The 25,391-nt window shown below is 71.3% G+C and carries 26 protein-coding genes; 18 read left to right on the top strand and 8 right to left on the bottom strand.

The window, feature by feature from the left end:
- Positions 1 to 771, bottom strand: a complete 771-nt coding sequence (locus ACFYRY_RS03130; RefSeq protein ID WP_389139394.1) for an enoyl-CoA hydratase/isomerase family protein — start codon at positions 769 to 771, stop codon at positions 1 to 3.
- A gap of 10 nt (positions 772 to 781) precedes the next feature.
- The gene (locus ACFYRY_RS03125) at positions 782 to 1,537 is read right to left on the bottom strand and encodes an SDR family NAD(P)-dependent oxidoreductase (RefSeq protein WP_389139393.1); all 756 of its coding nucleotides are present in this window, start codon (positions 1,535 to 1,537) and stop codon (positions 782 to 784) included.
- A gap of 85 nt (positions 1,538 to 1,622) precedes the next feature.
- Here ACFYRY_RS03125 and ACFYRY_RS03120 point away from each other — a divergent pair, with 85 nt between their 5' ends.
- From ACFYRY_RS03120 to ACFYRY_RS03095, 6 genes are all read left to right on the top strand, one after another.
- A complete protein-coding gene (locus ACFYRY_RS03120) occupies positions 1,623 to 2,765 on the top strand; it encodes an acyl-CoA dehydrogenase family protein (protein WP_389139391.1) in 1,143 nt (380 codons plus the stop codon).
- Between the two features lie 102 nt (positions 2,766 to 2,867).
- Positions 2,868 to 4,358, top strand: coding sequence for an aldehyde dehydrogenase family protein (locus ACFYRY_RS03115; RefSeq protein WP_389139390.1), 1,491 nt, complete (start codon positions 2,868 to 2,870; stop codon positions 4,356 to 4,358).
- A 46-nt stretch (positions 4,359 to 4,404) separates the two neighbouring features.
- Positions 4,405 to 5,979: an AMP-binding protein gene (locus ACFYRY_RS03110; protein WP_389139388.1), complete on the top strand. Its 1,575-nt coding sequence runs from the start codon at positions 4,405 to 4,407 to the stop codon at positions 5,977 to 5,979.
- Positions 5,936 to 7,135, top strand: coding sequence for a thiolase family protein (locus tag ACFYRY_RS03105; RefSeq protein WP_389139387.1), 1,200 nt, complete (start codon positions 5,936 to 5,938; stop codon positions 7,133 to 7,135). The genes ACFYRY_RS03110 and ACFYRY_RS03105 overlap by 44 nt, the downstream gene beginning before the upstream one ends.
- Complete coding sequence (locus ACFYRY_RS03100) at positions 7,132 to 7,533, top strand: Zn-ribbon domain-containing OB-fold protein (RefSeq protein WP_389139385.1); 402 nt, start codon at positions 7,132 to 7,134, stop codon at positions 7,531 to 7,533. Before ACFYRY_RS03105 ends, ACFYRY_RS03100 begins: the two co-directional genes overlap by 4 nt.
- Before the next feature lie 5 nt (positions 7,534 to 7,538).
- Complete coding sequence (locus ACFYRY_RS03095; RefSeq protein WP_389139383.1) at positions 7,539 to 8,297, top strand: FadR/GntR family transcriptional regulator; 759 nt, start codon at positions 7,539 to 7,541, stop codon at positions 8,295 to 8,297.
- Positions 8,298 to 8,300: 3 nt separating this feature from the next.
- Here the strand turns inward: ACFYRY_RS03095 and ACFYRY_RS03090 are convergent, their stop codons facing one another.
- From ACFYRY_RS03090 to ACFYRY_RS03080, 3 genes are read right to left on the bottom strand one after another with little or no spacing between them, the layout of a single operon-like run.
- A complete protein-coding gene (locus ACFYRY_RS03090) occupies positions 8,301 to 9,326 on the bottom strand; it encodes a TIGR03617 family F420-dependent LLM class oxidoreductase (RefSeq protein WP_389139381.1) in 1,026 nt (341 codons plus the stop codon).
- Positions 9,323 to 10,465 (bottom strand): acyl-CoA dehydrogenase family protein, encoded by a 1,143-nt coding sequence (locus ACFYRY_RS03085; protein WP_389139379.1) that lies wholly within the window; start codon positions 10,463 to 10,465, stop codon positions 9,323 to 9,325. Before ACFYRY_RS03085 ends, ACFYRY_RS03090 begins: the two co-directional genes overlap by 4 nt.
- Before the next feature lie 3 nt (positions 10,466 to 10,468).
- Positions 10,469 to 11,254: an enoyl-CoA hydratase/isomerase family protein gene (locus ACFYRY_RS03080; protein WP_389139378.1), complete on the bottom strand. Its 786-nt coding sequence runs from the start codon at positions 11,252 to 11,254 to the stop codon at positions 10,469 to 10,471.
- Positions 11,255 to 11,371: 117 nt separating this feature from the next.
- Between ACFYRY_RS03080 and ACFYRY_RS03075 the strand changes: the two genes are divergently transcribed.
- Both ACFYRY_RS03075 and ACFYRY_RS03070 read left to right on the top strand, forming a co-directional pair.
- Positions 11,372 to 12,286 carry a crotonase/enoyl-CoA hydratase family protein gene (locus ACFYRY_RS03075; RefSeq protein ID WP_389139377.1) on the top strand — a complete coding sequence of 305 codons (915 nt, stop codon included), beginning with the start codon at positions 11,372 to 11,374 and terminating at the stop codon, positions 12,284 to 12,286.
- Positions 12,287 to 12,363: 77 nt separating this feature from the next.
- The gene (locus ACFYRY_RS03070; protein ID WP_389139375.1) at positions 12,364 to 13,785 is read left to right on the top strand and encodes a family 1 glycosylhydrolase; all 1,422 of its coding nucleotides are present in this window, start codon (positions 12,364 to 12,366) and stop codon (positions 13,783 to 13,785) included.
- 9 nt (positions 13,786 to 13,794) lie between these two features.
- On the opposite strand, the gene ACFYRY_RS03065 is transcribed toward ACFYRY_RS03070, so the two are convergent.
- The gene (locus tag ACFYRY_RS03065; protein ID WP_389139373.1) at positions 13,795 to 14,307 is read right to left on the bottom strand and encodes a MaoC family dehydratase; all 513 of its coding nucleotides are present in this window, start codon (positions 14,305 to 14,307) and stop codon (positions 13,795 to 13,797) included.
- A gap of 100 nt (positions 14,308 to 14,407) precedes the next feature.
- On the bottom strand, positions 14,408 to 15,229 hold the full coding sequence (locus tag ACFYRY_RS03060; RefSeq protein WP_389139372.1) for an enoyl-CoA hydratase/isomerase family protein: 822 nt from the start codon (positions 15,227 to 15,229) through the stop codon (positions 14,408 to 14,410).
- 107 nt (positions 15,230 to 15,336) lie between these two features.
- Here ACFYRY_RS03060 and ACFYRY_RS03055 point away from each other — a divergent pair, with 107 nt between their 5' ends.
- Genes ACFYRY_RS03055 through ACFYRY_RS03040 form a run of 4 tightly spaced genes read left to right on the top strand, consistent with a single transcriptional unit; the run spans position 15,337 to position 18,936 of the window.
- Complete coding sequence (locus ACFYRY_RS03055) at positions 15,337 to 16,455, top strand: acyl-CoA dehydrogenase family protein (RefSeq protein ID WP_389139371.1); 1,119 nt, start codon at positions 15,337 to 15,339, stop codon at positions 16,453 to 16,455.
- Positions 16,456 to 16,490: 35 nt separating this feature from the next.
- A complete protein-coding gene (locus tag ACFYRY_RS03050) occupies positions 16,491 to 17,669 on the top strand; it encodes an acyl-CoA dehydrogenase family protein (RefSeq protein ID WP_389139369.1) in 1,179 nt (392 codons plus the stop codon).
- The gene (locus ACFYRY_RS03045) at positions 17,666 to 18,181 is read left to right on the top strand and encodes a nuclear transport factor 2 family protein (RefSeq protein ID WP_389139368.1); all 516 of its coding nucleotides are present in this window, start codon (positions 17,666 to 17,668) and stop codon (positions 18,179 to 18,181) included. Before ACFYRY_RS03050 ends, ACFYRY_RS03045 begins: the two co-directional genes overlap by 4 nt.
- Positions 18,178 to 18,936 carry an SDR family NAD(P)-dependent oxidoreductase gene (locus tag ACFYRY_RS03040; protein ID WP_389139366.1) on the top strand — a complete coding sequence of 253 codons (759 nt, stop codon included), beginning with the start codon at positions 18,178 to 18,180 and terminating at the stop codon, positions 18,934 to 18,936. Before ACFYRY_RS03045 ends, ACFYRY_RS03040 begins: the two co-directional genes overlap by 4 nt.
- A gap of 221 nt (positions 18,937 to 19,157) precedes the next feature.
- Here ACFYRY_RS03040 and ACFYRY_RS03035 read toward each other — a convergent pair whose 3' ends face one another.
- Positions 19,158 to 20,354 carry a CaiB/BaiF CoA transferase family protein gene (locus tag ACFYRY_RS03035; protein ID WP_389139364.1) on the bottom strand — a complete coding sequence of 399 codons (1,197 nt, stop codon included), beginning with the start codon at positions 20,352 to 20,354 and terminating at the stop codon, positions 19,158 to 19,160.
- Positions 20,355 to 20,499: 145 nt separating this feature from the next.
- Between ACFYRY_RS03035 and ACFYRY_RS03030 the strand changes: the two genes are divergently transcribed.
- Genes ACFYRY_RS03030 through ACFYRY_RS03005 form a run of 6 tightly spaced genes read left to right on the top strand, consistent with a single transcriptional unit; the run spans position 20,500 to position 25,355 of the window.
- Positions 20,500 to 20,991 (top strand): PaaI family thioesterase, encoded by a 492-nt coding sequence (locus ACFYRY_RS03030; RefSeq protein WP_389141040.1) that lies wholly within the window; start codon positions 20,500 to 20,502, stop codon positions 20,989 to 20,991.
- 4 nt (positions 20,992 to 20,995) lie between these two features.
- Entirely contained in the window at positions 20,996 to 21,844 is an 849-nt protein-coding gene (locus tag ACFYRY_RS03025; protein ID WP_389139363.1) for an enoyl-CoA hydratase-related protein, read from the top strand.
- A 54-nt stretch (positions 21,845 to 21,898) separates the two neighbouring features.
- On the top strand, positions 21,899 to 22,351 hold the full coding sequence (locus ACFYRY_RS03020) for a MaoC family dehydratase N-terminal domain-containing protein (RefSeq protein WP_389139362.1): 453 nt from the start codon (positions 21,899 to 21,901) through the stop codon (positions 22,349 to 22,351).
- On the top strand, positions 22,348 to 22,770 hold the full coding sequence (locus ACFYRY_RS03015; protein WP_389139360.1) for a MaoC family dehydratase: 423 nt from the start codon (positions 22,348 to 22,350) through the stop codon (positions 22,768 to 22,770). Before ACFYRY_RS03020 ends, ACFYRY_RS03015 begins: the two co-directional genes overlap by 4 nt.
- A gap of 4 nt (positions 22,771 to 22,774) precedes the next feature.
- Positions 22,775 to 24,241, top strand: coding sequence for a class I adenylate-forming enzyme family protein (locus ACFYRY_RS03010; RefSeq protein WP_389139358.1), 1,467 nt, complete (start codon positions 22,775 to 22,777; stop codon positions 24,239 to 24,241).
- Positions 24,231 to 25,355: a serine hydrolase domain-containing protein gene (locus ACFYRY_RS03005; RefSeq protein ID WP_389139356.1), complete on the top strand. Its 1,125-nt coding sequence runs from the start codon at positions 24,231 to 24,233 to the stop codon at positions 25,353 to 25,355. The genes ACFYRY_RS03010 and ACFYRY_RS03005 overlap by 11 nt, the downstream gene beginning before the upstream one ends.
- The last annotated feature ends 36 nt before the right edge of the window (positions 25,356 to 25,391 follow it).

The raw sequence follows: 25,391 nt of genomic DNA, 5'->3' as shown, positions 1-25,391 counted from the left end.
TCACACGCCGCGGAACTCACCCGGGCGGCGGTCCCGGAAGGCCTTCAGCCCCTCGACGCGGTCCTCGGTCGAGAACAGCACCGAGACGGTCTCGCGCTCGTAGGCGATCGCCGCCTCCAGGTCCATGCCGAGGCCGTAGTCGATCAGCCGCTTGCCCGCCGCGAGTGCCAGTGGCGCCCCGGCGGCGAGCGTGCCGGCCAGGGCTTCGGCGGCGGCGAGCGCTGTGCCGGGCTCGGCCAGTTCGTTGACCAGACCCAGCTCCCGGGCCCGCTCGGCGTCGATGGGTTCGCCGGTGAGGATCATCTGCTTGGCGATCGCGGGCGGCACCAGACGCGGCAGCCGCTGCGTGCCGCCCGCACCCGGCAGGACGCCGAGCTTCATCTCCGGCAGCCCGAGCCGGGTGCCCCGCTCCGCCACCCTGAGGTCGCAGGCGAGCGCCAGCTCCAGGCCGCCGCCGAAGGCGAATCCGTGGACGGCGGCGACCGAGGGTTTCGGGAAGTCCTCCAGCAGCGCGAACGTCTCGGTCAGCCGCCCCACGAAGGCCCGGAACTGCCCGGGTGTCGTGCATGACTCGATCTCACCGATGTCGGCGCCGGCCGAGAAGGCCCGTCCGGCACCGGTCAGGACCAGCGCGCGCACGTCGTCGTTGTCGCGGACGTCGTCCAGCGCCTGGGTGAGCTCTTCCATGGTCCGGGAGCCGAGGGCGTTGAGCTGCCCCGGCCGGTCCAGGGTCAACACGGCTATTCGGTCGCGGAGTTCGACGCGCAGCACGCAGCTCACCTCAGACCATCGTGAGGCCGCCGCTGACCGAGAGCGTCTGCCCGGTCAGGTAGGCGGCGCCGTCGGACGCGAGGAAGACCACCACGTCGGCGATCTCGGTGGGCTGGGCGACGCGGCGCAGCGGGATCGCCCGCACGGTCGCGTCGTACATCTTCTGGCTGTACTCGGCGACCTGCCCGAGCAGCGCGGTGTCGGTCGGGCCTGGGCAGACGCTGTTCACGGTGATGCCGTGCCGGGCGACCTCGCGGGCCAGCGCCTTGCCGAAGGCGATGATCCCGCCCTTCGTCGCGGAGTACACGACCTCCCCGGACGAGCCGACCCGGCCGGCGTCCGAGGCGATGTGCACGATCCGGCCGCCGCCACGCTCGATCATGGGGTCCAGCACGGCCCGGGTCACCGTGATGGTGCCGCGCAGGTTGACGTCGATGATCCGGTCCCAGGTCTCCTCGGCGCTGTCGACGAAGCGGCCGATCACGTCGATGGCCGCGTTGTTGACCAGCACCTCCACCGGGCCGAGCTCACCGGCCACCTGTGCGACCGCGGCGTGCACGGCAGCGCTGTCGGAGATGTCCGCGCCGACGGCCGTCGAGCGCACCCCGTACTGTTCCGTGAGCCGGGCGGCGACCTTACCCGCCGCCTCCGCGTCCACATCGCAGACGGCGACCGCGGCTCCCTGGGCGGCGAGTCGGTCGGCGATCGCCTCGCCGATGCCGCGGCCCGCTCCGGTGACGAGTGCCACCTTGTCCCGTACGCTCACGCGCCCTCCCTCGCCCTGGTCCCGATACAGCGCTATCGTATAACTACTTCAGCTAAATAAGCGAGATGCCCGAGCGGAGTCAAGCATGCGCCGTACGATCTTCACCGAGGAGCACGAGCTGTTCCGGGACACCGCCCGCTCCTACTACCTGCGCGAATGTGCCCCGTACGCGGAGCAGTGGGAGCGTGAGGGGCAGGTGAGCCGGGCCGCGTGGGCGGCCGCCGGCAAGGCCGGGCTCATCGGCTGGCAGTTCCCGGAGGAGTACGGCGGTCAGGGCATCTGGGACTTCCGCTACAACGCGATCATGGCGGAGGAGATGGCCGCCACCAGCTCGGTCGGCATCGGGCTCGGGCTGCAGAACGACGTCATCCCCCCGTATCTGGCACGCCTCACCACCCCGGAGCAGAAGGCCCGCTGGCTGCCCGGGGTGACCAGTGGCGAAACGATCTGCGCGCTCGCCCTGTCCGAGCCGTCCGCCGGCTCCGACCTCAAGGGCATCCGCACCACGGCCCGCCGGGACGGCGACGAGTGGGTGATCGACGGCTCCAAGACCTTCATCACCAACGGCATCCTGGCCGACCTGGTCATCGTCGCCTGTAAGACCGACCCGGACGCCGGACACAAGGGCATCAGCCTGATCGTCGTCGAGCGCGGCGCCGAGGGCTTCGAGCGCGGGCGCAAGCTCGACAAGGTCGGGATGAAGGCCCAGGACACCGCCGAACTCTTCTTCCACGAGGTCCGCGTCCCCGCCGAGAACCTCATCGGCCAGGAGGGTCGCGGTTTCTACCACATGATGGGAAACCTCCCCACCGAGCGCCTCGCCATCGCCGTCGCCTCGCTGGCCTCGGCCGAGCGGGCCTACGAGCTGGCGCTGGAGTACGCGAAGACCCGCACAGCGTTCGGTCAGCCGATCGGCGAGTTCCAGGCCAACCGCTTCGCCCTCGCCGACATCAAGGCCAAGCTGGGGGCCGCCCGGGTGTATGTGGACGGCTGCATCCTGGCCCTGTTCCACGGCGAGCTGACCCCCGAGGAAGCCGCCGCGGCCAAGTACTGGACCTCGGAGACCGGCTGGGCGGTCATCGACCGGTGCATGCAGCTTTTCGGCGGCTACGGCTACGTCAACGAGTACGAGATCGCCCGCATCTGGCGCGACAGCCGGGTGCAGCGGGTGTTCGGCGGGACGTCGGAGATCATGCAGGAGATCATCGGGCGGTCGCTGGGGCTGTGAGGTGACCTCGCTAGTTCCGCTTATTGATAACGATGGCTAAATAGGTTATCTATTTAAGCGAGATGTGGGGTCGGTGGTGGGGTCGGGTTCGAGGAGGCGTCCGTGGTCACGGTCGATGTGAAGTTGCACCAGGACAGAGCCGAGCACGATCTGCCGCAGCCGCGGCTGGTCATCGGTGGCAAGGACCTCACGGACACCAGCGGCGGCAGCTACGAGCACCGCAACCCCGCGACCGGTCTGGTCCAGGCGCGCATTCCGCTCGCCGGGCCCACCGAGGTGGACCAGGCAGTGGCAGCCGCCCGCCAGGCCTTCGAGGTGTGGGGCACCATGCGCCCCGCGGAGCGCCGCCGGCTGCTGACCCGCTTCGCCGGGCTGCTGCGCGACCACATCCCCGACTTCTCGGCGATCTGCCCGCTGGAGAACGGCGTGTGCGTGGGCGGCTGGGCGGAGAACGTCGGACCGCACGTCGCCGAGTGGACCGAGTACTACGCCGGCTGGGCCGACAAGATCGAGGGCATGGTGGGCGCGGCCTACAGCCCGCACGAGAACGTCGAGTACACCATCGCCGAGCCGTACGGCGTCATCGGCCACATCATCACCTGGAACTCACCCGCGCTGTCGCTGGCCATGAAGGTCCCGCCGTCGCTCGCCGCCGGCAACACCGTGGTCATCAAACCCGCCGAGTCGACCCCGTTCTCGGCGCTGCTCTTCGCCGACCTGGCCCGGGAGGCCGGCATCCCCGAGGGTGTCATCAACGTGGTGACCGGGCTGGGTGACGCGGGATCGGCCCTGGTCAAGCACCCCGGCGTCGACAAGATCTCGTTCACCGGCGGCCCCGCCACCGCGCGCCGCATCATGGCGGACGCGGCACTGAGCCTCAAGCCGGTCGTGTTCGAGCTCGGCGGCAAGTCCGCCAACCTGCTCTTCGCCGACACCGACCTGGACACCGTCGTCCCGTACTGCGCCGCCTTCGCCATGAGCAACACCGGCCAGGGCTGCGCGCTGCCCACCCGGCTGCTGGTCGAGCGCACGGTCTACGCAGAGGTCGTCGCGCGGGTCACCGGTGTGGTCGCCCACCTGCCGGTCGGCGACCCGCTCGACCCGACGACGTACATCGGACCCCTCATCAACGAAGCCGCCCGCGACCGCGTACAGGGCATGGTCGACAAGGCGATCGAGAACGGCGCCGGCCGGCTCGTGTACGGCGGCGAACGCATCGACTCCGACGGCTACTTCGTGACCCCGACCGTCTTCGCGGACGTCGACAACCGCAGCGACCTCGCCCAGCAGGAGGTCTTCGGCCCCGTCCTGGCCATCACACCGTTCGACACCGAGGACGAGGCCGTCGCCCTGGCCAACGACACCGAGTACGGCCTGTCCGCCTACATCCAGTCCCGTGACATCGCGCGCGTCAACCGCCTGGTGCCGCGCCTGAAGGCCGGGACGGTCTACGTCAACCCCGGCCCCAACCCGATCACCTCACCCGCCACGCCCTTCGGCGGTGTCGGCATGAGCGGATTCGGCCGGGAGGGCGGCAAGTCCGGTCTGGACGAGTTCATCAACGTCAAGGGTGTCGGCATCGGTCGCGTCTGACGCCCCTCGACCTTTCGAAGCCTCAGCAGCTTTTGGAGTCAACAGCATGCAATCCGCCCGCCGCCTGACGTTCGGCGACATCATCCGTGAGCACCGACGGTCCTTCCCCGACGGAGTAGCCCTCGTCGACGGCGACGTCCGGCTGACCTGGCCCCAGGTGGACGAGCGCACCAACCGGCTCGCCCACGCCCTCGTGGACGCGGGCGTCGGCCCGGGCGACCGCATTCTGTGGCTCGGCCAGAACTCGTACCGGATCTGGGAGCTCCTCGGCGCCGCCGCGAAGGTCGGCGCCATGGTCTGTCCCGGCTACTGGCGCTGGGCCGCCCCCGAGATGGCCTTCGCGGTCGAGGACTTCGACCCCACGGTCGTCGTCTGGCAGGACGAGGAGATCGGCGACACGGTCGCCAAGGCTCGGGCCGAACTCGGCAGCGACCACCGGGCGTTGTGGCTCCAGCACGACACCGAGGGACCTGAGTCGTACGAGTCCTTCCTTGCCGCCGGTTCACCCGAGGACCTGATCGCCGACGTCGACCCCGACGCCGCTCTCCTGGTCATCTACACCGCGGCGATCTCCGGCCGGCAGTCCGGCTCGATGCTCTCGCACCGCAACCTGCTCGCCATGGGAGCGAGCGCCGCCTGGATGGGCGACATCGGCACGGAGACCGCCTTCCTCGGCGCGGGTCCCATGTTCCACATCGGCAACTACCAGTTCTGGGGCGTCCCGGCCTTCGTCCACGGCGGCAAGAACGTGATCGTCCGCCGCGTGGTCGCCGAGGAACTGCTCCCGCTCCTGGCGACGGAACAGTGCACCCACGCCTACCTGATGCCCCCGACCATCGCGCAGCTCGTCGCGCTGAACCGCGAGGCCGGCCACGACCTCTCCCACCTGCGCGCGAGCGTTGCCGCCCCCCTGTGGCAGGGCACCGTCCCCACCGACACCAGCCGCTTCACCCGCAATGGCGGCGGAGAGGGCCGCGGCTACGGACAGACCGAGGTGACCGGCTTCGCCGTGACCGGCGCCTACGGCGGCTCGGGCACCGGCAACGCGGGCCGCCCCGGCCCCTTCACCGCCGTACGCGTCCTCGACGGCGCCGGTGAGGAGTGCGCGGTGGGCGAGGCCGGCGAGATCTGCGTCCGCGGCGACCTCGTGCACCTCGGCTACTGGAACCGTCCCGAGATCAACGAGGAGCGCTTCCGCTTCGGCTGGTGGCACACCACCGACCTCGGACGGCGTGAGCCGGACGGCACGATCAGCTTCCTCGGCACCACGACCCGCATGCTCAAGTCGGCGGCCGAGAACATCTTCCCGGCCGAGGTGGAGAACTGCGTCGAATCGCACCCGGCGGTGAAGGAGGCCGCCGTCATCGGCGTGCCCAACGAGCGCTGGGCCCAGGACGTCAAGGCCGTCGTGGTGCTCCATCCGGCCGCCGAGCCGGTCACGGCCGAGGACCTCATCGAGCACTGCCGGGCGCGGATCGCCTCGTACAAGAAACCGAAGACGGTGGAGTTCGTGGACGCGCTGCCCCGCACGAAGGACTTCGCCAAGGACTACGAGGCGCTCGACGAACGCTTCGGCGGTGGCGGCTACCCCGGTGGCGACACCCTCGGCGCGGGACGGTGACACCGTGAACGCCCGCCGGCCCGTCATCGTCGGCGTGTACGCCACCGAGCAGGCGCTGTCCCTGCCGGACCGCGACGCCATGGGCCTCGCCCTCGAAGCGGTGCGGGGCGCGATCGACGACGCCGGGCTGACCCCGGCCGACATCGACGGCGCCCAGGTCGACTGGCCCGGCCCCGGCGGCGTCCCCGGCGAGGGCAGCTCCTGGGCCCGCATGCTCGGCCGGGACCTGCGCTGGACCAGCGACTCCATGCTCGACAACGCGGGCTCGCGAGGCCTGTTGAAGGCGGCCGCCGCCGTCCGGGCCGGTTTCGCGGACACCGTCGTCGTCGGCGGCTGCAAGCTGGTCTCACGCGGGGCGGGCCCCGTCGGGGCGGGGGTGCCGCTGGAGTTCGCCGACGTCTGGGGCAGTTATGTGGTGGCCCAGTTCGCCCTGGTCGCGGCCCGGCACATGCACGACTACGGCACGACGTCCCGCCAGCTCGCGGAGGTCGCCGCCACGATCCGCAACAACGGCACCACCAACCCGGAGGCGATGATGTACGGCCGCGGCCCGTACACCGCCGACGACGTGCTCGCCTCCCGGATGGTCGCCACGCCCTTCCACCTGCTGGACTGCTGCATCGTGGGCGAAGGCGGCGCGGCCCTCGTGGTGACCACCGCCGAACGGGCCCGTGACCTGCCGCACCCGCCCGTCGCGGTGCTCGGCGGCGGCATGGAGTACCACCAGGCCGCGTACGCCAACCCGGCGCTGTACCGGGAGGTCGGGCAGCTCGGCCGGGACGCCGCCACCCGCGCCTACGCCATGGCCGACGTCAGCCCGCACGACGTGGACGTCTTCTCCCTCTACGACCCCAACTCCTTCGAGATCATCCGGCAGTTGGAGGTCCTCGGCCTGTGCGGCGAGGGTGAGGGCGGACCGCTCGCGGCCAGTGGCGCGATCGCCGTCGGCGGCAAGCATCCCGTCAATCCGGACGGCGGCTGTCTGTCGTACGCCTGGAACGGGACGCAGCAGATGACACTCAAGGTCGTCGAGGCCGTACGGCAGCTGCGCGGCAGCGCGGTGCACCAGGTGGAGGGCGCCGAGCTGGCGGTCGTCGGCAACGCCGGCTCGGGCGCGCAGCACTACGAGATGAGCGTGCTCGGGAGGATGCGATGAACCGGCCCGTACCCGCCCCCACCGAGCTGTCCCGGCCGTTCTGGGACGCCGCCCGGCGCGGCGACCTCGTCGTCCCGCACTGCCCGAGCTGCGGCCTGCGCTTCTTCGCCCCCGAACCCGCCTGCCCCGGATGCATGGCAGGGGACTGGCGGTACGTGCCCAGCGGGGGCCGGGGCGCGGTCTACTCGGTGACGGTGGTGCACCGCGCGCCGGGGCCGGGGTTCGACACGCCCTTCGCGCTGGCCGTGATCGATCTGGACGACGGGGGCACCCTGCTGTCCCACGTCGACGCGGGCGATCCGGACGAGGTCGTCGTCGGCATGCGCGTCCGGGTGGACTTCCGCCCGCTCACCGACGAGATCACACTGCCGTACTTCGTACCGGATGCGGGTGACTGAAGGAGATGGACGCCGTGGCGAACACGCCGGTGCGGGTCCCCAAGATGGCCGAGCTGGTGGCGGCGCAGCTGCGCCGCAAGATCGTGCGCGGGGAACTCGCGGAGGGCGAGGCGCTGCCCGCCGAGACGGCGCTGATGGCGGAGTTCGCCGTGTCCCGGCCGACGCTGCGCGAGGCGTTCCGGGTGCTGGAGTCGGAGTCGCTGATCAACGTGCGCCGGGGTGCCCGGGGCGGGGCCCGGGTGCAGGTCCCGGAGGGCACGGTGGCCGCGCGTTACGCGGGGGTCGTCCTGGAGTACCGGGGCACCACCCTCAAGGACGTCTACGACGCCCGTACGGTCATCGAGGCGCCGTGCGCCGGTCTGCTGGCCGAGCGCCGCACGGACCAGGACCTGGAGCGGTTGCGGGCCGCCGTCGCCGAGGCAGAGGGGCTCATGGACGACCCGTCGGCCTTCATCCGCGCCCACATGGAGTTCCACGCCCTCGTCGTCGAACTGGCGGGCAACGAGACGCTCAGCGTCCTCAACGGCATGGTCCGGCACATCATCGACCAGGCGAACTGGTCCCACGTCGACCTCGACGCCGGCAGCCCCGAGAACGTACGGGCCAACCGCCGGGGCTTTCGTGCCCACGGCGCACTGGTCGACCTGGTGGCCGCGCGCCGGACCGAGGCCGCCGAGGAACTGTGGCGCCTGCACCTCCAGGAGGCCGAGGACTACCTCCTGCAGAACAGGTCCATGACGACGGTCCTGGACCTGCTCGGCTGACCCTCACCCGGCCGTGCGCAACTCCCGCACGATCGGCTCCCACACCTCCGCGTCGATCTCGTACGCCGTGTAGAACGACACCCGGTCGACCAGCGCTCCGTACCGGCGCCGGATCTCGGACGCCACCCGGTCGGGCTCGGCCACCACCGCGAAGGTGTCGAGCACCTCGTCGTCGACGAGCCGGCCCATCGCCTCCCACTTGTCCTCGCGGGCCGACTTCGACAACGCGTGGAGCTCGTCGCCGAGTTCGCCCCAGCCGTGCAGCTCCAGCACGCCGCGATAGGCGGGTGTGCTGCCGTAGAAGGCGATCTGGCGGCGGGTGCCGTCCACCGCGCGGGCCATCTCCTCCTCGGTACGGCCGGTCGCCGTGAGCAGGAGATGGGAGAGGGAGAAGTCGGCGCGGGTGCGGCCGGAGGCGGCCAGCCCCGTCTCCACCGTCGGCAGGGTCACCTCCCGCAGATACCGCTCGGTGGTGAAGCCGTGCGCGAGGAGCCCGTCCCCGACCTCACCCGCCACCCGGGTCATCGCCTCGCCGACCGCGGCCACGAACACCTTGGGCGCACCGCCCGGGGCGGGCGGGGGAGAGAAGAAGGGCGACATCAGGGTGTGCGAGTAGAAGTCACCGCGGAAGTCGAGCTTCTCGCCCTCGTTCCAGGCGGCCCAGACGGCCCGCAGGGCGCTCACGTACTCCCGCATCCGGGCCGCGGGACGGCTCCACGGCATCGAGAAGCGCCGCTCGATGTGCGGCTTGATCTGGCTGCCCAGGCCGAGGACGAAACGCCCGCCGGAGTAGCTCTGCAAGTCGTGTGCGGTGTACGCGAGTTGCATGGGGGAGCGGGCGAAGGCCACCGCGATGGCCGTACCCACCTCCAGCCGGCCGGTGTGCTCGGCGGCGAGCAGCAGCGGCAGGAAAGGGTCGTGTTTGGACTCCGACGCCCACAGGCCGTCGTAGCCCGCCTTCTCGTGGTGCCGGGCCTCCTCGACCACCTCGGCGGTGCCCCACACATTGAGCTTGCCGTCGACCTTCATGCCGCTCCTTCGACTGTGACCGTGTCCAGACCGATGCGCTGTGCCAGCAGTTCCCGGTGGTAGGCCGGGTCCCCGAACAGCAGTTGTGACGTCTTGGCCCGCTTCAGATACAGGTGGGCCGGGTGCTCCCAGGTGAAGCCGATGCCGCCGTGCACCTGGATGTTCTGCTCGGTCGCCCGCAGACAGGCGTCGGAGCAGAAGGCCTTGGCCAGGCTCGCCACTGCGGGCAGCTCCGGGTCCTCGTCCGCGGCGGCGAGCAACGCGTAGTGCGCGGCGGCACGCGCCGACTCCACCTCCAGGAGGACGTCGGCGAGAAGGTGCTTCACGGCCTGGAAGGAGCCGATGGCGCGCCCGAACTGGTGGCGCACCTTGGCGTAGTCCACCGCCATGTCGAGTGCCCGGGTGGCCACCCCGACCTGCTCGGCGGCCAGCGCCACCGCGGCCCTTTCGAGGACCTCCGAGACCAGCTCCCAGCCGCTGCCGCGCGTACGCAGCCGGGTCGCCGGTACATCCTGGTAGTCGAGGCGGGCCTGGCGGCGGGTCGGGTCCATCGTGGGCAGCGGCTCACGCGACAGGCCGGCCGCGTCGCCGTCCACCCAGAACACGCCTGTGCCGTCGTCGGTACGGGCCACGGTGAGGACGACGTCGGCGCCGGCACCGTCGAGGACGAAGGTCTTGTGTCCCGTCAGCAGCCAACTGCCGTTGCTTTCACGGGCGGTGAGGCCCACGCCCGCCGCGTCCCAGCGGGCGGAGTCCTCGGTCAGGGCCAGGGTCGCGACGAGCTCGCCGGAGGCCAGGCCCGGCAGCAGCCGCTTGCGGGCGTCCTCGTCGGCCGAGCGCAGCAGCGTGGTCGTCGCCAGCACGGCCGAGGACAGGAACGGCGCGCAGAGCAGTGCCCGGCCCGTCTCCTCCAGCACCACGCCCATTTCGACCGGCCCGCATCCCGCCCCGCCGTACTCCTCCGGGACGGCCAGCCCCTGGAGGCCGAGTTCGGTCCCCATCCGGCGCCACAGCGCCCGGTCGAAGCCCTCCGGCGTCTCCATCAGGCGGCGTACCTCGGTCTCGGGTGAGGTGTCCGCGAGGAACGCCCGTACCGTGCGCCGCAGTTCCTCCTGCTCGGCGCTGAAGGCGAAGTCCATGGCTCAGGCCTCCTCGGCGGCCCGGCGCCGGCCCCGGGACGCGATGATCTTCTCCACCGCGGCGATGTGGTCCGGTGAGTGCATGGTGTCCCGCTCGGCCAGCAGGGCCGGTTCCAGCACCGTGTCGAGGGCCTGTTCCAGATGCAGGTTCACCGCCCGCTTGGTCTCGCGCAACGCCTGGGCGGGCAGGGCGGCCAGTCGCCCGGCCAGCTCCATGGCCTCGTCCCTGAGCTTGTCCTTCGCGACCGTGCGGTTGGCGATGCCCAGCCGGACCGCTTCCTCGGCGCCGACCCGGTCGCCCAGGAAGAGCAGTTCCTTCGCGCGGGTCAGGCCGACGAGCAGGGGCAGGACGAGCGCGCCGCCGTCGCCCGCGACCAGCCCGACCTGGACGTGCGGGTCGGCCAGGTACGCGTCCTCGGCGATCAGTACGAGGTCGCTCAGCAGGGCCAGGCTGCAACCGAGGCCGACGGCGGGCCCGTTGACCGCAGCGATCACCGGCAGCGGACAGCGGACCATGCCGGTGATGATCCGCCGCGCCTCGTCGACGTTCTGCTCGCGGAACGCGCTCTCGCGCTGGACACGGGTCATGATGTCGAAGTTGCCCCCGGCGCTGAACGCGCGCCCGCGCCCGGTCAGTACGACCACCCGCGCCCCCGGATCGTCGGCGAGCGTGTTCCAGACCGACGCGAGCCCCGAGTGCAGCTCCTCGCTCATCGCGTTGAGCTGGTCGGGCCGATTGAGCTCGATCAGCCGGATCGGCCCGACGGCCGTCACCAAGAGGTCCGTCATCTCCACCGCCATCAGTCAGGAACCAGTCAGTAGAGTTGAATGCTATAACTAATTAAGCTTTCTGGAAACCGGCCGGCCGTGGAGTGACGGCGGTCTGACGAGCGGCGGAGGACACGCATGCCGGAGCAGGAGTACGAGACCGTGCGGGCCGAGGTGGCGGACCGGATCCTCACCGTCACCCTCGACCGGCCCGAGAAGCTGAACGCCTTCAACCCACGGATGATGGCCGACCTGCTGGACGTCCTGGACGCGGCCGACGCCGACGACGAGGTGCGGGTCATCGTGGTGACCGGTGCCGGGCGCGGATTCTGCGCGGGCGCCGACGTCAGCTCCGGCGGTTCCTCCTTCGACCACCGCAGGGCGGGTGCCTGGCACCGGGACACCGGCGGCCGGGTCGCACTGCGGATCTTCTCCAGCACCAAACCGGTGATCGCGGCGATCAACGGTCCGGCGGCGGGCGTCGGGGCCAGTATGACCCTGCCGATGGACATCCGGCTGGCGTCGACCTCGGCGAAGTTCGGCTTCGTCTTCGCGCGCCGCGGCATCGTGCCGGAGTCGGCGGCGAGCTGGTTCCTGCCGCGGGCGGTGGGCATGCAGCGGGCCATGGAATGGGTGGCGACCGGCAGGATCTTCGGCCCGGACGAAGCCCTGGCGGCCGGACTGGTCCGCTCCGTCCATCCGCCGGAGGAACTGCTCCCCGCGGCGTACCAGCTCGCGCGGGAGATCGCCGAGAACACCTCCGCGATCTCGGTCGCCCTCTCCCGCCAGATGATGTGGCGGATGCTCGGCGAGCCCCACCCCATGACCGCGCACCGGCTCGACTCACGGATCATGAGCCAGATCGGCGGCGGCCCCGACCCCGTGGAGGGCGTCGAGTCCTTCCTCGCCAAACGACCGCCGAAGTTCCCGGGACGCGTCAGCGAGGACATGCCCGCGCTCTACCCCTGGTGGCGGGAGGAGGGGTTCCGCCCCTTCGGGGAACCGGAGCCCGATCCCCAGGGAGCGGAAAATACGGACGAAACATTGTCGTAGTTTGTTCGAAGTGTTAGCGTCCGACCGGCGGACATTCAGTTGAATGCGCTAAACCATTGACCGCCTGGACGGTAACCATGAGCGATGGTTCCCTGCATGAAGCCCTTCGCGGTGTCGACTGGGGAGTCGCCACCGCGGACACCATCGCGGCCCCGCCGCCTCCCGCGCCCGAGCGGGGCGGGCACTTCCGGCAGTGGACCGACGACATCCGGCAGCTGACCGGTGTGGTCACCCACACGCACCGGATGGTCGCCGGCTGGTCGCAGCTCCAGCCCGACGGCCCCGGCAGCTGGGACGACGCCGCCCTGGACCGCTGCGACCGCGCGCTCGACACCCTGCTCGCGCAGGGGACGCGCCCCGGTCTCACGCTGCTCGACCGCTCACTGCCGCCGTGGCTGGACGCCGAAGGCGGCTGGCTCGCCCGCGACACCGCCGAACACTTCGCCGAGTACGCCGCCGAACTGGGCCGTCGCTTCGGTGACCGGGTGGACCGCTGGATCACCTCCACCGACCTGGCCGGTCCCACACTCGCGGACCACGTGGCCGGCATGTACTCCCCGGGCCGGGGCGTCGGCCGGGCCGGGCTGGCGGCCGTCCACCACATCCTGCTCGCCAACGGGCTCGCGACCCTGGCCCTCAGGGCCGCCGGAGCGCGGGGCCGGATCGGCACCACGGTCACCCTCGTGGGTGGCTACCCGGCCACCGACGACCCCTACGACCGCCTCGCCCTGGAGCGGCTGGAGAGCTGGACCAACCGTCTCTTCCTCGACCCCCTCCTGCTCGGCGAGCACATGGTGACCGAGGACGACGTCGTGCCCGTCGCGGACACCGGCTGCGTACGCCCCGGTGACCTGGAGGTCATCGCCACCGCCCAGGACCTGCTGGGCCTGTCCTGGCACACCCCGTTCCGGGTCACCGCACCGGAGAACCTGCCCCGCGTCCTGCCGACCAGCAAGTGCCTCGGCGCCCTCAACGAGGTGAACCGGCTGCTCGTCGGCCTCGGCTTCGCCATCGTCCCCTTCGACGACGTGCAGACGACGGCGTACGGCTGGCCCATCATCCCGGAAGGTCTCGCCGACGCCGTCGCGAGCCTCCATGACCTGTACGGGGACCTGCTGCCGCCGCTGTCGGTCATCGACAACGGCATGGGCGACCTGGACCTGGTCGACGAGAGGGGGCACAGCGACGACACCCGGCGCCGGGCCCTGCTGCGAGCCCGCCTCACCTGGCTGGCGCGAATCGTCGCGGCCGGGGTGGACGTCTGCGGCTACGAGTACTGGTCCGTGCTCGACAACCTGGAGGCGAAGTTCCGCTACACCCGTCTCTACGCGATGGCCGTGCCGGACCACGAGCCCCCGCCGCGCCCCCCGATCCCGTCGGACTGGGTGCGCGGGGGAGCGTTCGCGCACCCCGACGCCGTCGTCCTCGGCGAGGGCCGCGCGGCCGGGCTGACCCTGGTGCCGGGCGCCACGCGGACCCGGCGCGTCCCGGCCCCGTAGTCCCTGGGCTCAGTGTGTCCCGGCCTCGAAGTCCCTGCCCCGGATCAGCCGCACCGGCGTGTAGACGAGCACGTCCTCGTCCCGCTGGTTGCGGACGGTGATCCGGCTGGTGACCACACCCCGGCCGGGCTTGCTGGACGGCCGGGAGCCGGTGGTCTCCACCACGGCGTACAGCGTGTCACCGACGTACACGGGACCCCGCACGGTCAGCTCCATGTGCAGGAAGGCGAGGCCGGTGCCGTGCAGCACGTTGGTCTGCAGGACGAGTCCTTCGGCTATGCAGTACGTCAGCGCGCCCGGCACCAGCCGGCCGGTGTAACCGCCGTCCGCGGCGTGCGACGCGTCCCAGAAGAGCGGCTCGTTGAAACCGCCCCAGGTGATGAAGTTGACCAGGTCGGTCTCGGTGATGGTGCGGCGGGCGGTCCGGAAGACCTGCCCCTTCGGCATCTCCTCGTACGTCATCCCCTTGACCAGCGGAGGGATCTCGGTGGTGGTGTACTCCGTGGTGTACTCCGACGTCATCGCGGGCTCCTCAAGCATCGGTGGGTATCCGTGGTGTCCGTGGTATCGGTGGTGTCCGTGTGGCGGTGGTGTCCGTGGGCATCCCCGGGCGTCCGCCGGGTCACAGGTCGATCGGGTGCTTGTCGGCCACACCCTCGAAGTCGGGGGCGCGCTTGTCCCGATGGGCGGCGAGACCTTCGACGACCTCGTGACCCGCGAACCCGAAGAACTCCAGCCCCAGCGAGGCCTCGAAGATCGGCTGGGCCGAGCGGTACCAGTGGTTGAGGGACCGCTTGGTCCAGCTGATCGCGCTCGCCGGCCCGGCGGCCAGGGCGGTCGCCACCCGCAGGCCCTCGGCGTGGACCTCCGCGTCGTCCACGCACTTCGACACCAGCCCGATCCGCTCGGCCTCCTCACCGGTGAGCGCCTCGCAGGTCAGCAGGTAGTACTTCGCCTTGGCCATGCCGCACAGCAGCGGCCAGCAGATGGCGGCGTGGTCACCGGCGGCCACCCCGAGGCGGGTGTGCCCGTCGACGATCTTCGCCCTGCGCCCGGCGATGGAGATGTCCGCGAGCATGCCGATGACCAGGCCCGCGCCGACCGCGGGTCCGTGGATCGCGGAGACCACCGGCTTGGAGCAGTTGGTCACCCCGTAGACCATGTCCCGCGCCTCACGCATCACCCGGGCGCGCACCGCGTAGTCCTCGGTCATGGCCTCGATGGAGTCGAAGGTCCCGCCCGCCGAGAAGGCCTTGCCCGCGCCCTGCACCAGCACCGCCCGGGTCTGCGGGTCCCGGTCCACGATGGGCCAGACATCGGCCAGCTCACCGTGCATCCGGGGGTCCACGGCGTTGAGGTTCGGCGCGTCGAGCACGACACGGAGCACGCCCGGCGCGGGCCGCTCGAAGGTCAGGCTCGTGAACGGGGCGTAGAGATCGGTCACGTCGCGCTCCTGGTGAATTCAGTGTGGATACTATAATTATCTAACTGTATCGAGCGGCGAGCGGCAAGCAGTCGGCGAGCGCGGCCCACCGAGACGGGAAGCCCGGCATGGATCTCACCTTCAGCGAGGAACAGGACGAACTGCGCAAGGTCGTGCGCTCGTTCCTGGCCAAGCACTCCGACGAGGCACAAGTGCGCCGCCTGGCCGCCGACCCGCGCGGCTACGACGAGGTCGTATGGCGGCGGATGGCCACCGAACTCGGCCTGCAGGCACTCGCCGTGCCGGAGGAGTACGGCGGCTTCGGCTTCCGCTACGTCGACCTCGGCATCGTCTTCGAGGAAGCCGGCCGCGCGCTGCTGGGCGGCCCGTACTTCGCCACCGTCGCCCTGGCCGCCGAGGCCCTGCTGCGCTGCGACGACGAACAGGCCCGACGCGATCTGCTGCCGGGCATCGCGTCCGGCGGGACGGTGGCCACGCTGGCGCTCACCGAGGAGTCCGGCCGCTGGGACGAGCCGGGCATCCGGCTCACCGCCCACGACCAGGAGGGCGGATGGCGGCTGACCGGCGTCAAGGCCTACGTCCCCGACGGCCACCTCGCCGACCTGCTCCTGGTCGCCGCCCGCACCCCCCGCGGCATCAGCCTCTTCGCGGTCGAAGCCGACGCGCCGGGCCTCGCCCGCATCCCCCTGCCCACCCTCGACCAGACCCGCAAGCAGGCCCGACTGGAGTTCACGGCCACCCCCGCCCGCCTGCTGGGCACCGAGGGCACGGCCTGGCCCGCCCTCGAACGCACCCTCGCCACCGCCGCCGTCCTGCTCGCCGCCGAACAGGTCGGGGGAGCGGCAGCCGCGCTGGACGCCGCCGTGGACTACGCCAGGATCCGAGTGCAGTACGGGCGGCCCATCGGCTCGTTCCAGGGGATCAAGCACAAGTGCGCCGACATGCTGGTGGAGATCGAGTCCGCCCGCTCGGCGGCGTACGGCGGACTGTGGGCCCTGGACACGGACGACGAGGCGGAGATCGCGATCGCGGCGGCCCTCGCCCAGGCCTTCTGTTCGGAGACGTTCACCCGGGTCGCCGCCGACAACATCCAGGTCCACGGCGGAATCGGCTTCACCTGGGAGCACCCCGCCCACCTGTACTTCAAGCGGGCCAAGAGTTCCGAGGTGCTGCTCGGCACCCCGTCGTACCACCGGGAGCTGCTCGCCTCCCGGCTCGGCATCTGAGACCACACCCCCGGCACCCCGAGAAAGAAGCAGACATGGAAGTGGACTTCGGGCCCGCGGTGAGCGACTTCCGCGACGAGCTGCGGGACTGGCTGGCGGACCACCTGGTGGGGGAGTTCGCCGCACACCGCGGCGTGGGCGGCCCCACCGACGGCGCGGCCTGGGAGGTCCGCCTCGCCTGGGACCGTGAACTGTCCGCAGGGAACTGGCTGGGCGTCGGCTGGCCCCAGGAGTACGGCGGACGCGGGCTCGGACTGCTCGAGGAGATCGTCTTCGAGTACGAGTACGCCCGGGCGAACGCCCCCTACCGGGCCACCGGAAACGCCCTCGACCTGCTCGGTCCGATGCTCCTCCAGGTGGGCGGGGAGTCGCAGAAGAAGCGCTTCCTGCCGCCGATCCTCGCCGTCGAGGAACTGTGGGGCCAGGGCTTCAGCGAACCCGGCGCCGGTTCCGACCTGGCGTCGGTCCGCACCCGGGCCGAACGCGACGGCGACACCTGGGTGGTCAACGGGCAGAAGGTGTGGACGTCCTTCGGTGTCCACGCCGACTGGCTCTACGTCCTCACCCGCACCGACCCCCGTTCCGTGCGGCACAAGGGCCTGACCATGCTGCTCCTGCCCGCCGACCAGCCGGGCGTGGAGATCCGCCCCATCCGCAACCTCGCCGGTCAGGACGAGTTCGCCGAGGTCTTCCTCTCCGACGCGCGCACCGGCGCCGACATGGTCGTCGGTGAGGTCGGGCAGGGCTGGCGCACGGCCATGGCCACGCTCGGCATCGAACGCGGCACCACGCTCCTGCCCCAGCAGCTCACCTTCGAGCGGGAGGCCGAGGCGCTGATCGACCTGGCCCGGGCACGGGGCGCGCTCGACGACCCGATGCTGCGCCGCCGGATCGTGGACGCCTGGATCTCCGTACGCATCATGCGCACCACCAACCTGCGCACCCTCGCCGAACTGACCGCGGGCCGCACCCCGGGCGCACAGGCCACCACGGCCAAGCTGTACGCCTCCACCCGCCACCAGCAACTCGGTCACCTGGCACTGGAGTTGGCCGGTCCGGCCGGGCAGATCGTCGGAGAGGACTATGGCCTGGACACCCGCCAGCGCTCCTTCCTGCTCTCCCTGGCGGAGACGATCTACGGCGGGTCCAGCGAGATCCAGCGCAACATCATCGGGGAACAGCTCCTCGGCCTGCCGAAGGAGCCCCGGCCATGACGTCGATCGAGGATCGCGTCGACCGCATCGAGTCGCAGCTGGCCATCCAGCAACTGCCCGTCCGCTACGCGCTCGCCGTGGACGCCCGCGACCTCGACGCCTGGGTCGGCTGCTTCCGTCCCGATGTGGAGCTGGGCCGCCACGGCAGCGGACGGCAGGCGCTGTCGGCGTACATCGAACCCCTTCTGCGTGGGTTCCGCCGCTCGGTGCACCAGATCTGCGGCCACCGGATCGAGTTCAGCGGCCGCGACACCGCGACCGGATCCGTCTACTGCCGGGCCGAGCACGAGGTGGGGGAGCGGTGGATCGTCATGGCCATCCGCTATCTCGACGAGTACGCGCGTGTCGACGGCGAGTGGTACTTCTCCCGGCGGCGTGAGCAGCACTGGTACGCGGCCGATGTCACCGAGCGGCCCCAGGCGGTGGGATTCAACGGCTGGCGGGAGGGGTCCGGCGAACCGGCGCTGCCGGACGCGTTCGCCTCCTGGTCGGCGTTCTGGAAGGAGGCATGATGGCACGGCTGTCCGGGAAGACGGCGCTGGTCACCGGCGGAGGGCAGGGCGTGGGGCGCGGTATCGCGCTCGCGCTGGCTGCCGAGGGCGCCGCGGTCGCGATCACCGGCCGCACCGAGAGCAAGCTGAAGGAGACGGCCGGGGAGATCGCCGGGCGTGGCGGGCGGGCGCTCACGGTCGTCGGGGACGTGGGGGAGCGGCACGACGTGGACCGTATGGTGGCCGAGACGGTGCGGGAGTTCGGCGGGCTCGACGTGCTCGTCAACAACGCGCAGAGCTCCGTGCGGCGTCGGCTGGAGGAGACGTCGGACGACGACGTCGAACTCACCTACCGCAGTGGCCCGTTGGCCGCCTTCCACGCGATGCGGGCCGCTCTGCCGCACCTGAGGGCCAGCCGGGGGAGTGTGGTGAACCTCGGCTCCTCGGCCGCGGTGCAGGGTGAGGTGACCTTCGCGGCGTACGCGATGGCCAAGGAGGCCGTGCGGGGGCTGACGCGGGTGGCCGCGCGGGAGTGGGGCGTGTACGGGATCCGGGTGAACGTCGTCTGCCCTGCCGCGCTGAGCCCGGCGGCTGAGGCGTACTTCGCCGATCACCCCGACAAGGCCGAACAGGTGCTGGCCGGCATCCCGTTGGGTCGCATGGGCGACCCGGAGGCGGACATCGGCCGGGCGGTGGCGGCACTGGTCAGTGACGACATGGCCTATCTGACGGGGGCGACGCTGATGCTGGAGGGCGGGCGGACGTTGATCGGCTGAGGCGGAGTTGTTGCGCCCCCGCCGCCCCTACCCGTCCCATACCTGGGGGCTGCCGCCCCCAGACCCCCGCTTCGGCCCTGAACGGGCCTCGTCCTCAAACGCCGGACGGGCTGAAGACAGCCCCTCCGGCGTTTGAGGAGCGGGGTCTGGGGCGGAGCCCCAGGATGGGACGGGTAGGGGCGGCGGGGGCGAGAAACCTGCTACCCACACCCCCACCCACCTCACACAACACCCCACCCCCGCAGCTGCGAGAACCGTTCCTCCGTCACCCCGGCAAGCCGGCCCAGCACCTCCGCCGTGTGCTCCCCGAGCCTCGGCGGCGGCACATACCCCTCCACCGGCGTAGCCGCGAACCGTATCGGATTGGCCAGCATCGGCATCCGCCCCGACACCGGGTCCGCCACCTCGACCAGCATCTCCCGGTGCCGAATCTGCGGATCGGCGAAAACCTCGGGCATCTCGTTGAACGGGCCAGCCGGGACGTCGTGTTCGTCGAGAACCGTCAACCACTCGTCCCGGGTCCGGGTGCGCAGGATCGCCTCCAGCACCGGCAGGATCTCCTCACGATGGGTGATGCGGGCGGAGGTCGAAGCGAACCGCTCGTCCTGGAGCAGATCGGCCCGGTCGGCCGCGACGCAGAACGCGGCGAACTGCTTGTCGTTGCCCGCGACCAGGAACAGCGGCTTGTCCGCGCACATGAAGGCCTGCGAGGGGATCCCGCCGTACCCACCGTTGCCGCGCCGCCGCGGCACCTCCCCGGAGATCAGATAGTTCATCGCGAAGTGCGACAGCGAGGCCAGACCGCAGTCCAGCAGGGAGAGGTCGATGAACTGGCCCTCGCCGGTGATGTCCCGGTGCCGCAACGCCGCCAGCACGGCCGTGGAGGCGTACAGCCCGGTGAGGATGTCGACCATGCTGACGCCGACCTTCATCGGCTCCTCGGGGTGCCCGGAGACGCTCATCATCCCGGACATGGCCTGGAAGATGCCGTCGTAGCCGGGACGCTCCGCGTACGGCCCGGTCTGGCCGAAGCCCGTCACGGAGAGGTAGACCAGCCGCGGGTTCAGCTCCCGCAGGCTCTCGTGGTCGAGGCCGTACTTCGCCAGCGTCCCGGCGCGGAAGTTCTCGACCAGGACGTCCGAGCGTGCGGCGAGGGCGCGGATCAACTCCTGCCCCTCGGCGGTGGCGTGGTTGACGGTGATGGACTGCTTGTTGCGGTTGCAGGAGAGGTAGAAGGCGGCGGTGTCGGTCCCGGCGGCGAACGGGGGCCCGTACGTCCGTGAGTCGTCCCCCGTACCGGGCCGCTCGACCTTGATCACCTCGGCGCCGAGATCGGCCAGCATCTGGGTGGCCAGAGGCGCTGCGAGGACACGGGACAGGTCCAGGACGCGGATCCCGGCCAGGGCGGTCGACGGCATCGAGGCTCCCTCTGTTCACGGACAGCGAATCAGTTATATAAATAATACATCTACGCGAGCAGTTGCATCCAGCACGATTGCTTCAACTATCCAATTCATGTAACTATATGGATCGGCCGCCAGGCCGAGACCGGAGGGCGTGCTGATGACCGTCGCGGCGAGGACCCTCACCGACCAGGAACAGCTGGAACGCCGGGCGTGGTTCCGGGCCCGCTGGGAGCGCGGGGTCGCCTTCAACCGCCGCTGCCGCATCCGGGTGACGCGCTGGGACCCGGACCAGGTCGAGATCGTGCTTCCCTACGCCGAGTCCCTCTCCGCCCATGAGGACGTCTTCCACGGCGGGGTGATCGCGGCGCTCATCGACACCGCCGGCGCCGGATCCGTGATCGCCGGGCACGACTTCACCAAGGGGAGTCGGCTCAGCACGGTGTCGATGTCGGTGCAGTACCTCGCGCCCGCCCGGGGCCGGGAGGCCGTCGCCCACGCCCGCTGCGTGCGGCGGGGCCGCCGGGTGCACTTCGCCGACGTCGACGTCATCACCGACGGACGGGTCTGCGCCCGCGGTCAGGTGGTGGTGACCATCTCCGGGGAACGGCCGGGCGTCGGCGACCCCATCGAACCGCTGACCGAGGAGTGACGCGATGAGCGAGGAACCCGCCCAGGACGACCTGGTGCTGTACGAGGTCGACGAGGACGGCGTCGCCACCGTCACCCTCAACCGGCCCGAGCGCAAGAACGCGTGGAGCATCCCCATGGAGCGCCGCTTCTTCGCGCTCCTCGACGACGCCGCGCACGATCCGGCCGTCCGGGTCGTGGTCGTCACCGGCACGGGCAGGGCCTTCTGCCCCGGGATGGACGTCCAGCGCCTGGAGCAGAACTCCCAGCCGGGGCAGTCCCTCGACCTGCGGGCCCGCGTCCCCATGTACAGCCGGCGCGACCTGCCGAAGCCGATGATCGCCGCCGTCAACGGCGCCTGCGCCGGCATCGGCCTGGTCCAGGCCCTCATCTGCGACGTCCGGTTCGCCGCCCGCGGGGCCCGCTTCACCACCGCCTTCACCCGGCGCGGCCTGGCCGGCGAGTACAACCTGCCGTACGTGCTGCCGCGCGTCGTCGGCCTGGAGAACGCGCTCGACCTGCTGCTGTCCGGCCGTGTCGTCGACGCCGACGAGGCGAAGGACCTCGGCCTGGTCAGCCGCGTCGTGGAACCCGAGGACCTGCTCGACGCCGCCCGCGCCTACGCCCGCGACATCGCCCGCAACTGCTCCCCGCGCGCCATGGCCGTCGTACGTCATCAGGTGTACGGCGACCTGGACCGCACCTTCACCGAGGCCCTGGCCCGGTCCTACTCCGCGATGGAGTTCTTCGCCGGTTCGCCGGACTTCCGTGAGGGCGTGGCGAGCTTCGTGGAGAAACGGGAGCCGAAGTTCGAGGGACTGCCGCCGGACTTCGACCCGGACGAGGCCACCCGCGACGCGTTCCTGCCGTACTGACCCGCAGTAGCGACCGTAAGACCGTACCGACCGTATCGACCGAGGAGCACGACGATGACAGGGCAGCCGTTCCCCGTCGAGGCCGGGCACATCATGATGTTCGCCCGCGCCGTCGGCGACGAGAACCCGGCCTACCAGGGCGAGACCGCGCTCGCACCACCCACCTTCACCATGGCGAGCGCCCACTACGACCCGGAGTACCACCTGCGGCCGCGGCCGGACGAGGAGTGGTTCGGCTCCGGCCGAGGCCCGGGGGTGATGGCCGAGGGCGGCGGTGGGCTGCACGCCGAGCAGCACTTCGAGTACCACCGCCCGGTGCGCGCCGGGGAGATTCTCCACGCGCGGACGGTTCTGGGCCGCAGCTGGGAGAAGCAGGGCCGCACCGGCCGCCTGCTGTTCAGCGAGCGCATCACCGAATACCGGGACGCCGACGGCGAACCGGTCGTCAGCGCCGTCACCGTGGCCGTCGTCCCCGAGGGCCCCGCGACCCCGAAGGACACGCGATGAGCCCGAGCAGGGACGACATCAAGGTCGGCGAGACCCGCGAAAGCGTCCTCGTCGACGACCTGAAGCGCACCCGGATCGTGCAGTACGCGGGCGCCTCCGGCGACTTCAACCCGCTGCACACCGATGAGAGGTTCGCCGTCGAGGCCGCCGGATATCCCGGGGTCTTCGCCCACGGCATGCTGACGATGGGCATGACCGGCCGGGTCCTCACCGACTGGGTCGGCCCCGAGGCACTGCTGCGCTACGGAGTGCGTTTCAAGGCGCAGGTCTGGCCGGGTGACACCTTGACGGCCACGGCCACCGTCGAGTCGATCGAGGACACCCCGACCGGGCCGGTCGCCCAGTTCTCCGTGCGCACCCTCAACCAGGACGGCGTCGAGGTGGTCACCGGCACCGCGGTGGCCCGGCTGGAGCCCTGAACCGGTGGGCGTCGCGCAGGATCCCGGTACGGCAGCCACCTGGACCGCCATGGTGAACCGCGCCTACGACCATGCCCGCCCCGCCGTCCGCTTCGGCGACCTGACCTGGAGCGGACGCGAACTCCTCGACCGGGCGGGCGCCATGGCCGACTGGCTGGACACACTCGGCCTGGAGCCCGGCGCACCTGTCCCCGCGCTGGTCGCCACCTCCGCCGACGCGCTCGCCCTGGTGATCGGCGGCGCCGGATCCGGTCACCCGCTCGCCCCGCTCGGCGTCCGCATGACGCCGTACGAGATCGCCGATGTGGTCGAAGGGATCCGGACCGAGGTTCTGGTGGCCCAGCCCGAGTTCGCCGACCTCGGCAGGCAGGTCGCCGAGCTGTCCGGGCGGCGGGTCGAGGTCCTCCCCGAACTGCGCGACAGCACACGTGCGTTGACCGCCGAGCCCGACGAACTCGCCGCCGTTCTGCACACCTCCGGTACCACCGGCCGGCCCAAACCCGTCCCCATGACGCAGCGACGGCTGGCCGCCCGCGCCCGCGTCAACGGCCGGCTGTGCGCACTGGACCCTGACAGCTTCTACGGCGGCAGCGCGCCCTTCCACCACATCGCGGGCCTCGGCAACATCGCCGTCGCCCTCGCCGCCGGCGCACTCGTCACCGGACTGCCCCGCTTCACCGTCGAGGGCTGGGCCCAGTTGCGGGGCCTCGGCACCACGCACACCAGCATGGTCCCGGCGATGCTGGAGACCCTGCTCGCGGCCGGCGAGGCCCGCCACGAGACGCTGCGGGTCCTCCAGTACGGCGGCGCACCCGTCCGCCCGGGCACCCTGCGACAGACGTACCAGGCGATGCCCGGCGTGCGCATGCTCAACATGTTCGGCCAGACCGAGGGCTCCCCGATCAGCGTGCTCACCCCCGAGGACCACCAGGAGGCGGTCGCCGGACGGACCGAACTGCTGCGTTCGGTGGGGCGGCCCGCCCCCGGGGTCGAGGTCAGGGTCGCGGAGGCTGGGCCGGACGGCGTCGGCGAGATCCACGCCCGAGCCGACCACCTCTTCCGGCTCGACGCCGACGGCTGGCTGCACAGCGGCGACCTGGGCCGGGTGGCCGAGGACGGCTATCTCTACCTCCTCGGCCGACGCACCGACATGATCATCCGCGGTGGCGAGAACGTCCACCCGCTGGAGGTCGAGACGGTCCTGGCCTCGTGCCCCGGAGTCACGGACGTGGCCGTCACCGGCGTCTTCGACGAACGGCTCGGACAGACCGTCGTCGCCTTCGTCGTCCCCGCCGATCCCGACGACCCGCCGCCACCTGATCTCCTCAGGAGCCACGCCCGCGCCCGGCTGTCCGGGTTCAAGGTCCCCGTCCGCTGGTGGTTCGTGACCGACCTGCCGCGCAACGCCAACGGCAAGGTCGTTCGCCGCCGGTTGCGGGAGCCGCACGAAGGAGGAACGCGTGAGAGCTGACCGCCCGGTCGTCGACCCTGAGAGCGTGGGTGTCGACCCGCACCGGCTGGACGTACTGCTGCGCAGGATCCGCATCGAGGTCGAACACGGGCCGCTGCCGTCCGCGCAGGTCGCCGTCGCCCGCGAGGGTCGGCTGGTCGCCTTCGAGACCTGGGGCGCCGCCCCGGACACCCGGTACGTCCTGCAGTCCGTCGGCCGGTCGATCGTGGCCGGCGTGGTGTGGAAACTGATCGGCGAAGGACTGCTCGGCCTGGACGAGCGGATCGCCGCGATCATCCCGGAGTTCGCGCCGAACGGTAAGGACGAGGTGACGGTCGAGCAGGTGCTCACCCACACCGCCGGCTTCCCCTTCGCGCCACTCGGATACCCGAAGATGCTGGACCGCGACCAGCGGCTGGCCGCCTTCGGCCGCTGGCGGCTCGATTCCGCGCCGGGCAGCCGCTTCCAGTTCCATCTCACCTCGGCCGCCTGGCTGATCGCCGAGATCGTCGAACGGCGTACCGGGCTGGCCTTCGCCGACTACCTGCGGGAGCGGATCACCCGCCCCCTCGGCCTGACGTCGATCGAACTGGGCGTCCCGGTCGACCGGCAGCCCGGCACCGTCGCCCCGATGACCGCCACCGACCGCACCAGCGACGACCAGGAGGCCGACCCCTGGGGCCCCTGGTATCTGTCCGACCCACGTGTGCTCGCGGCCGGGGAGCCCAGCCACGCGCTGGTCGGCTCGGCCGCCGACGTCGCCCTGTACTTCCAGGCACTGGAGCACTCGGGCCTGTGGAAGCCGGAGGCGGTGGCGGAGGGCACCCGGATCCGGCTGACCGAGCACCCGCACGGCGAGCAGATCTACGGGGGCGGCTCCAACCGCCGTACCAGCATGGGTCTGTTCGTCACGGTGGCCGGTCCCGACGCGGGCAGCAACCTGCCGTCCACCGGCTCGCCCGCCCTCTTCGGCAGCGCCGGGGCCGCCTACCAACTGGGCTTCATGGACCCGGAGACCGGCCTGTCCTTCGCCTGCCTGAGCAACGGCTACCCGCTCGCCGGCTACGACCACTCCCGCCGGGGCACGGCGCTACTGACGAACCTGGCGAACCTGGCGGCCGATCTCACCGACTGAGGGGCGGACCCGTATCGGGCCCGCCCCTCTTCACGT

It is taken from the genome of Streptomyces sp. NPDC005263, from assembly GCF_042872365.1.
In the GTDB taxonomy this organism is placed as follows: Bacteria; Actinomycetota; Actinomycetes; order Streptomycetales; family Streptomycetaceae; genus Streptomyces.
The sequence above is the reverse complement of the archived record's forward strand: the minus strand, read 5'-3'. Positions and strand labels throughout refer to the sequence as shown.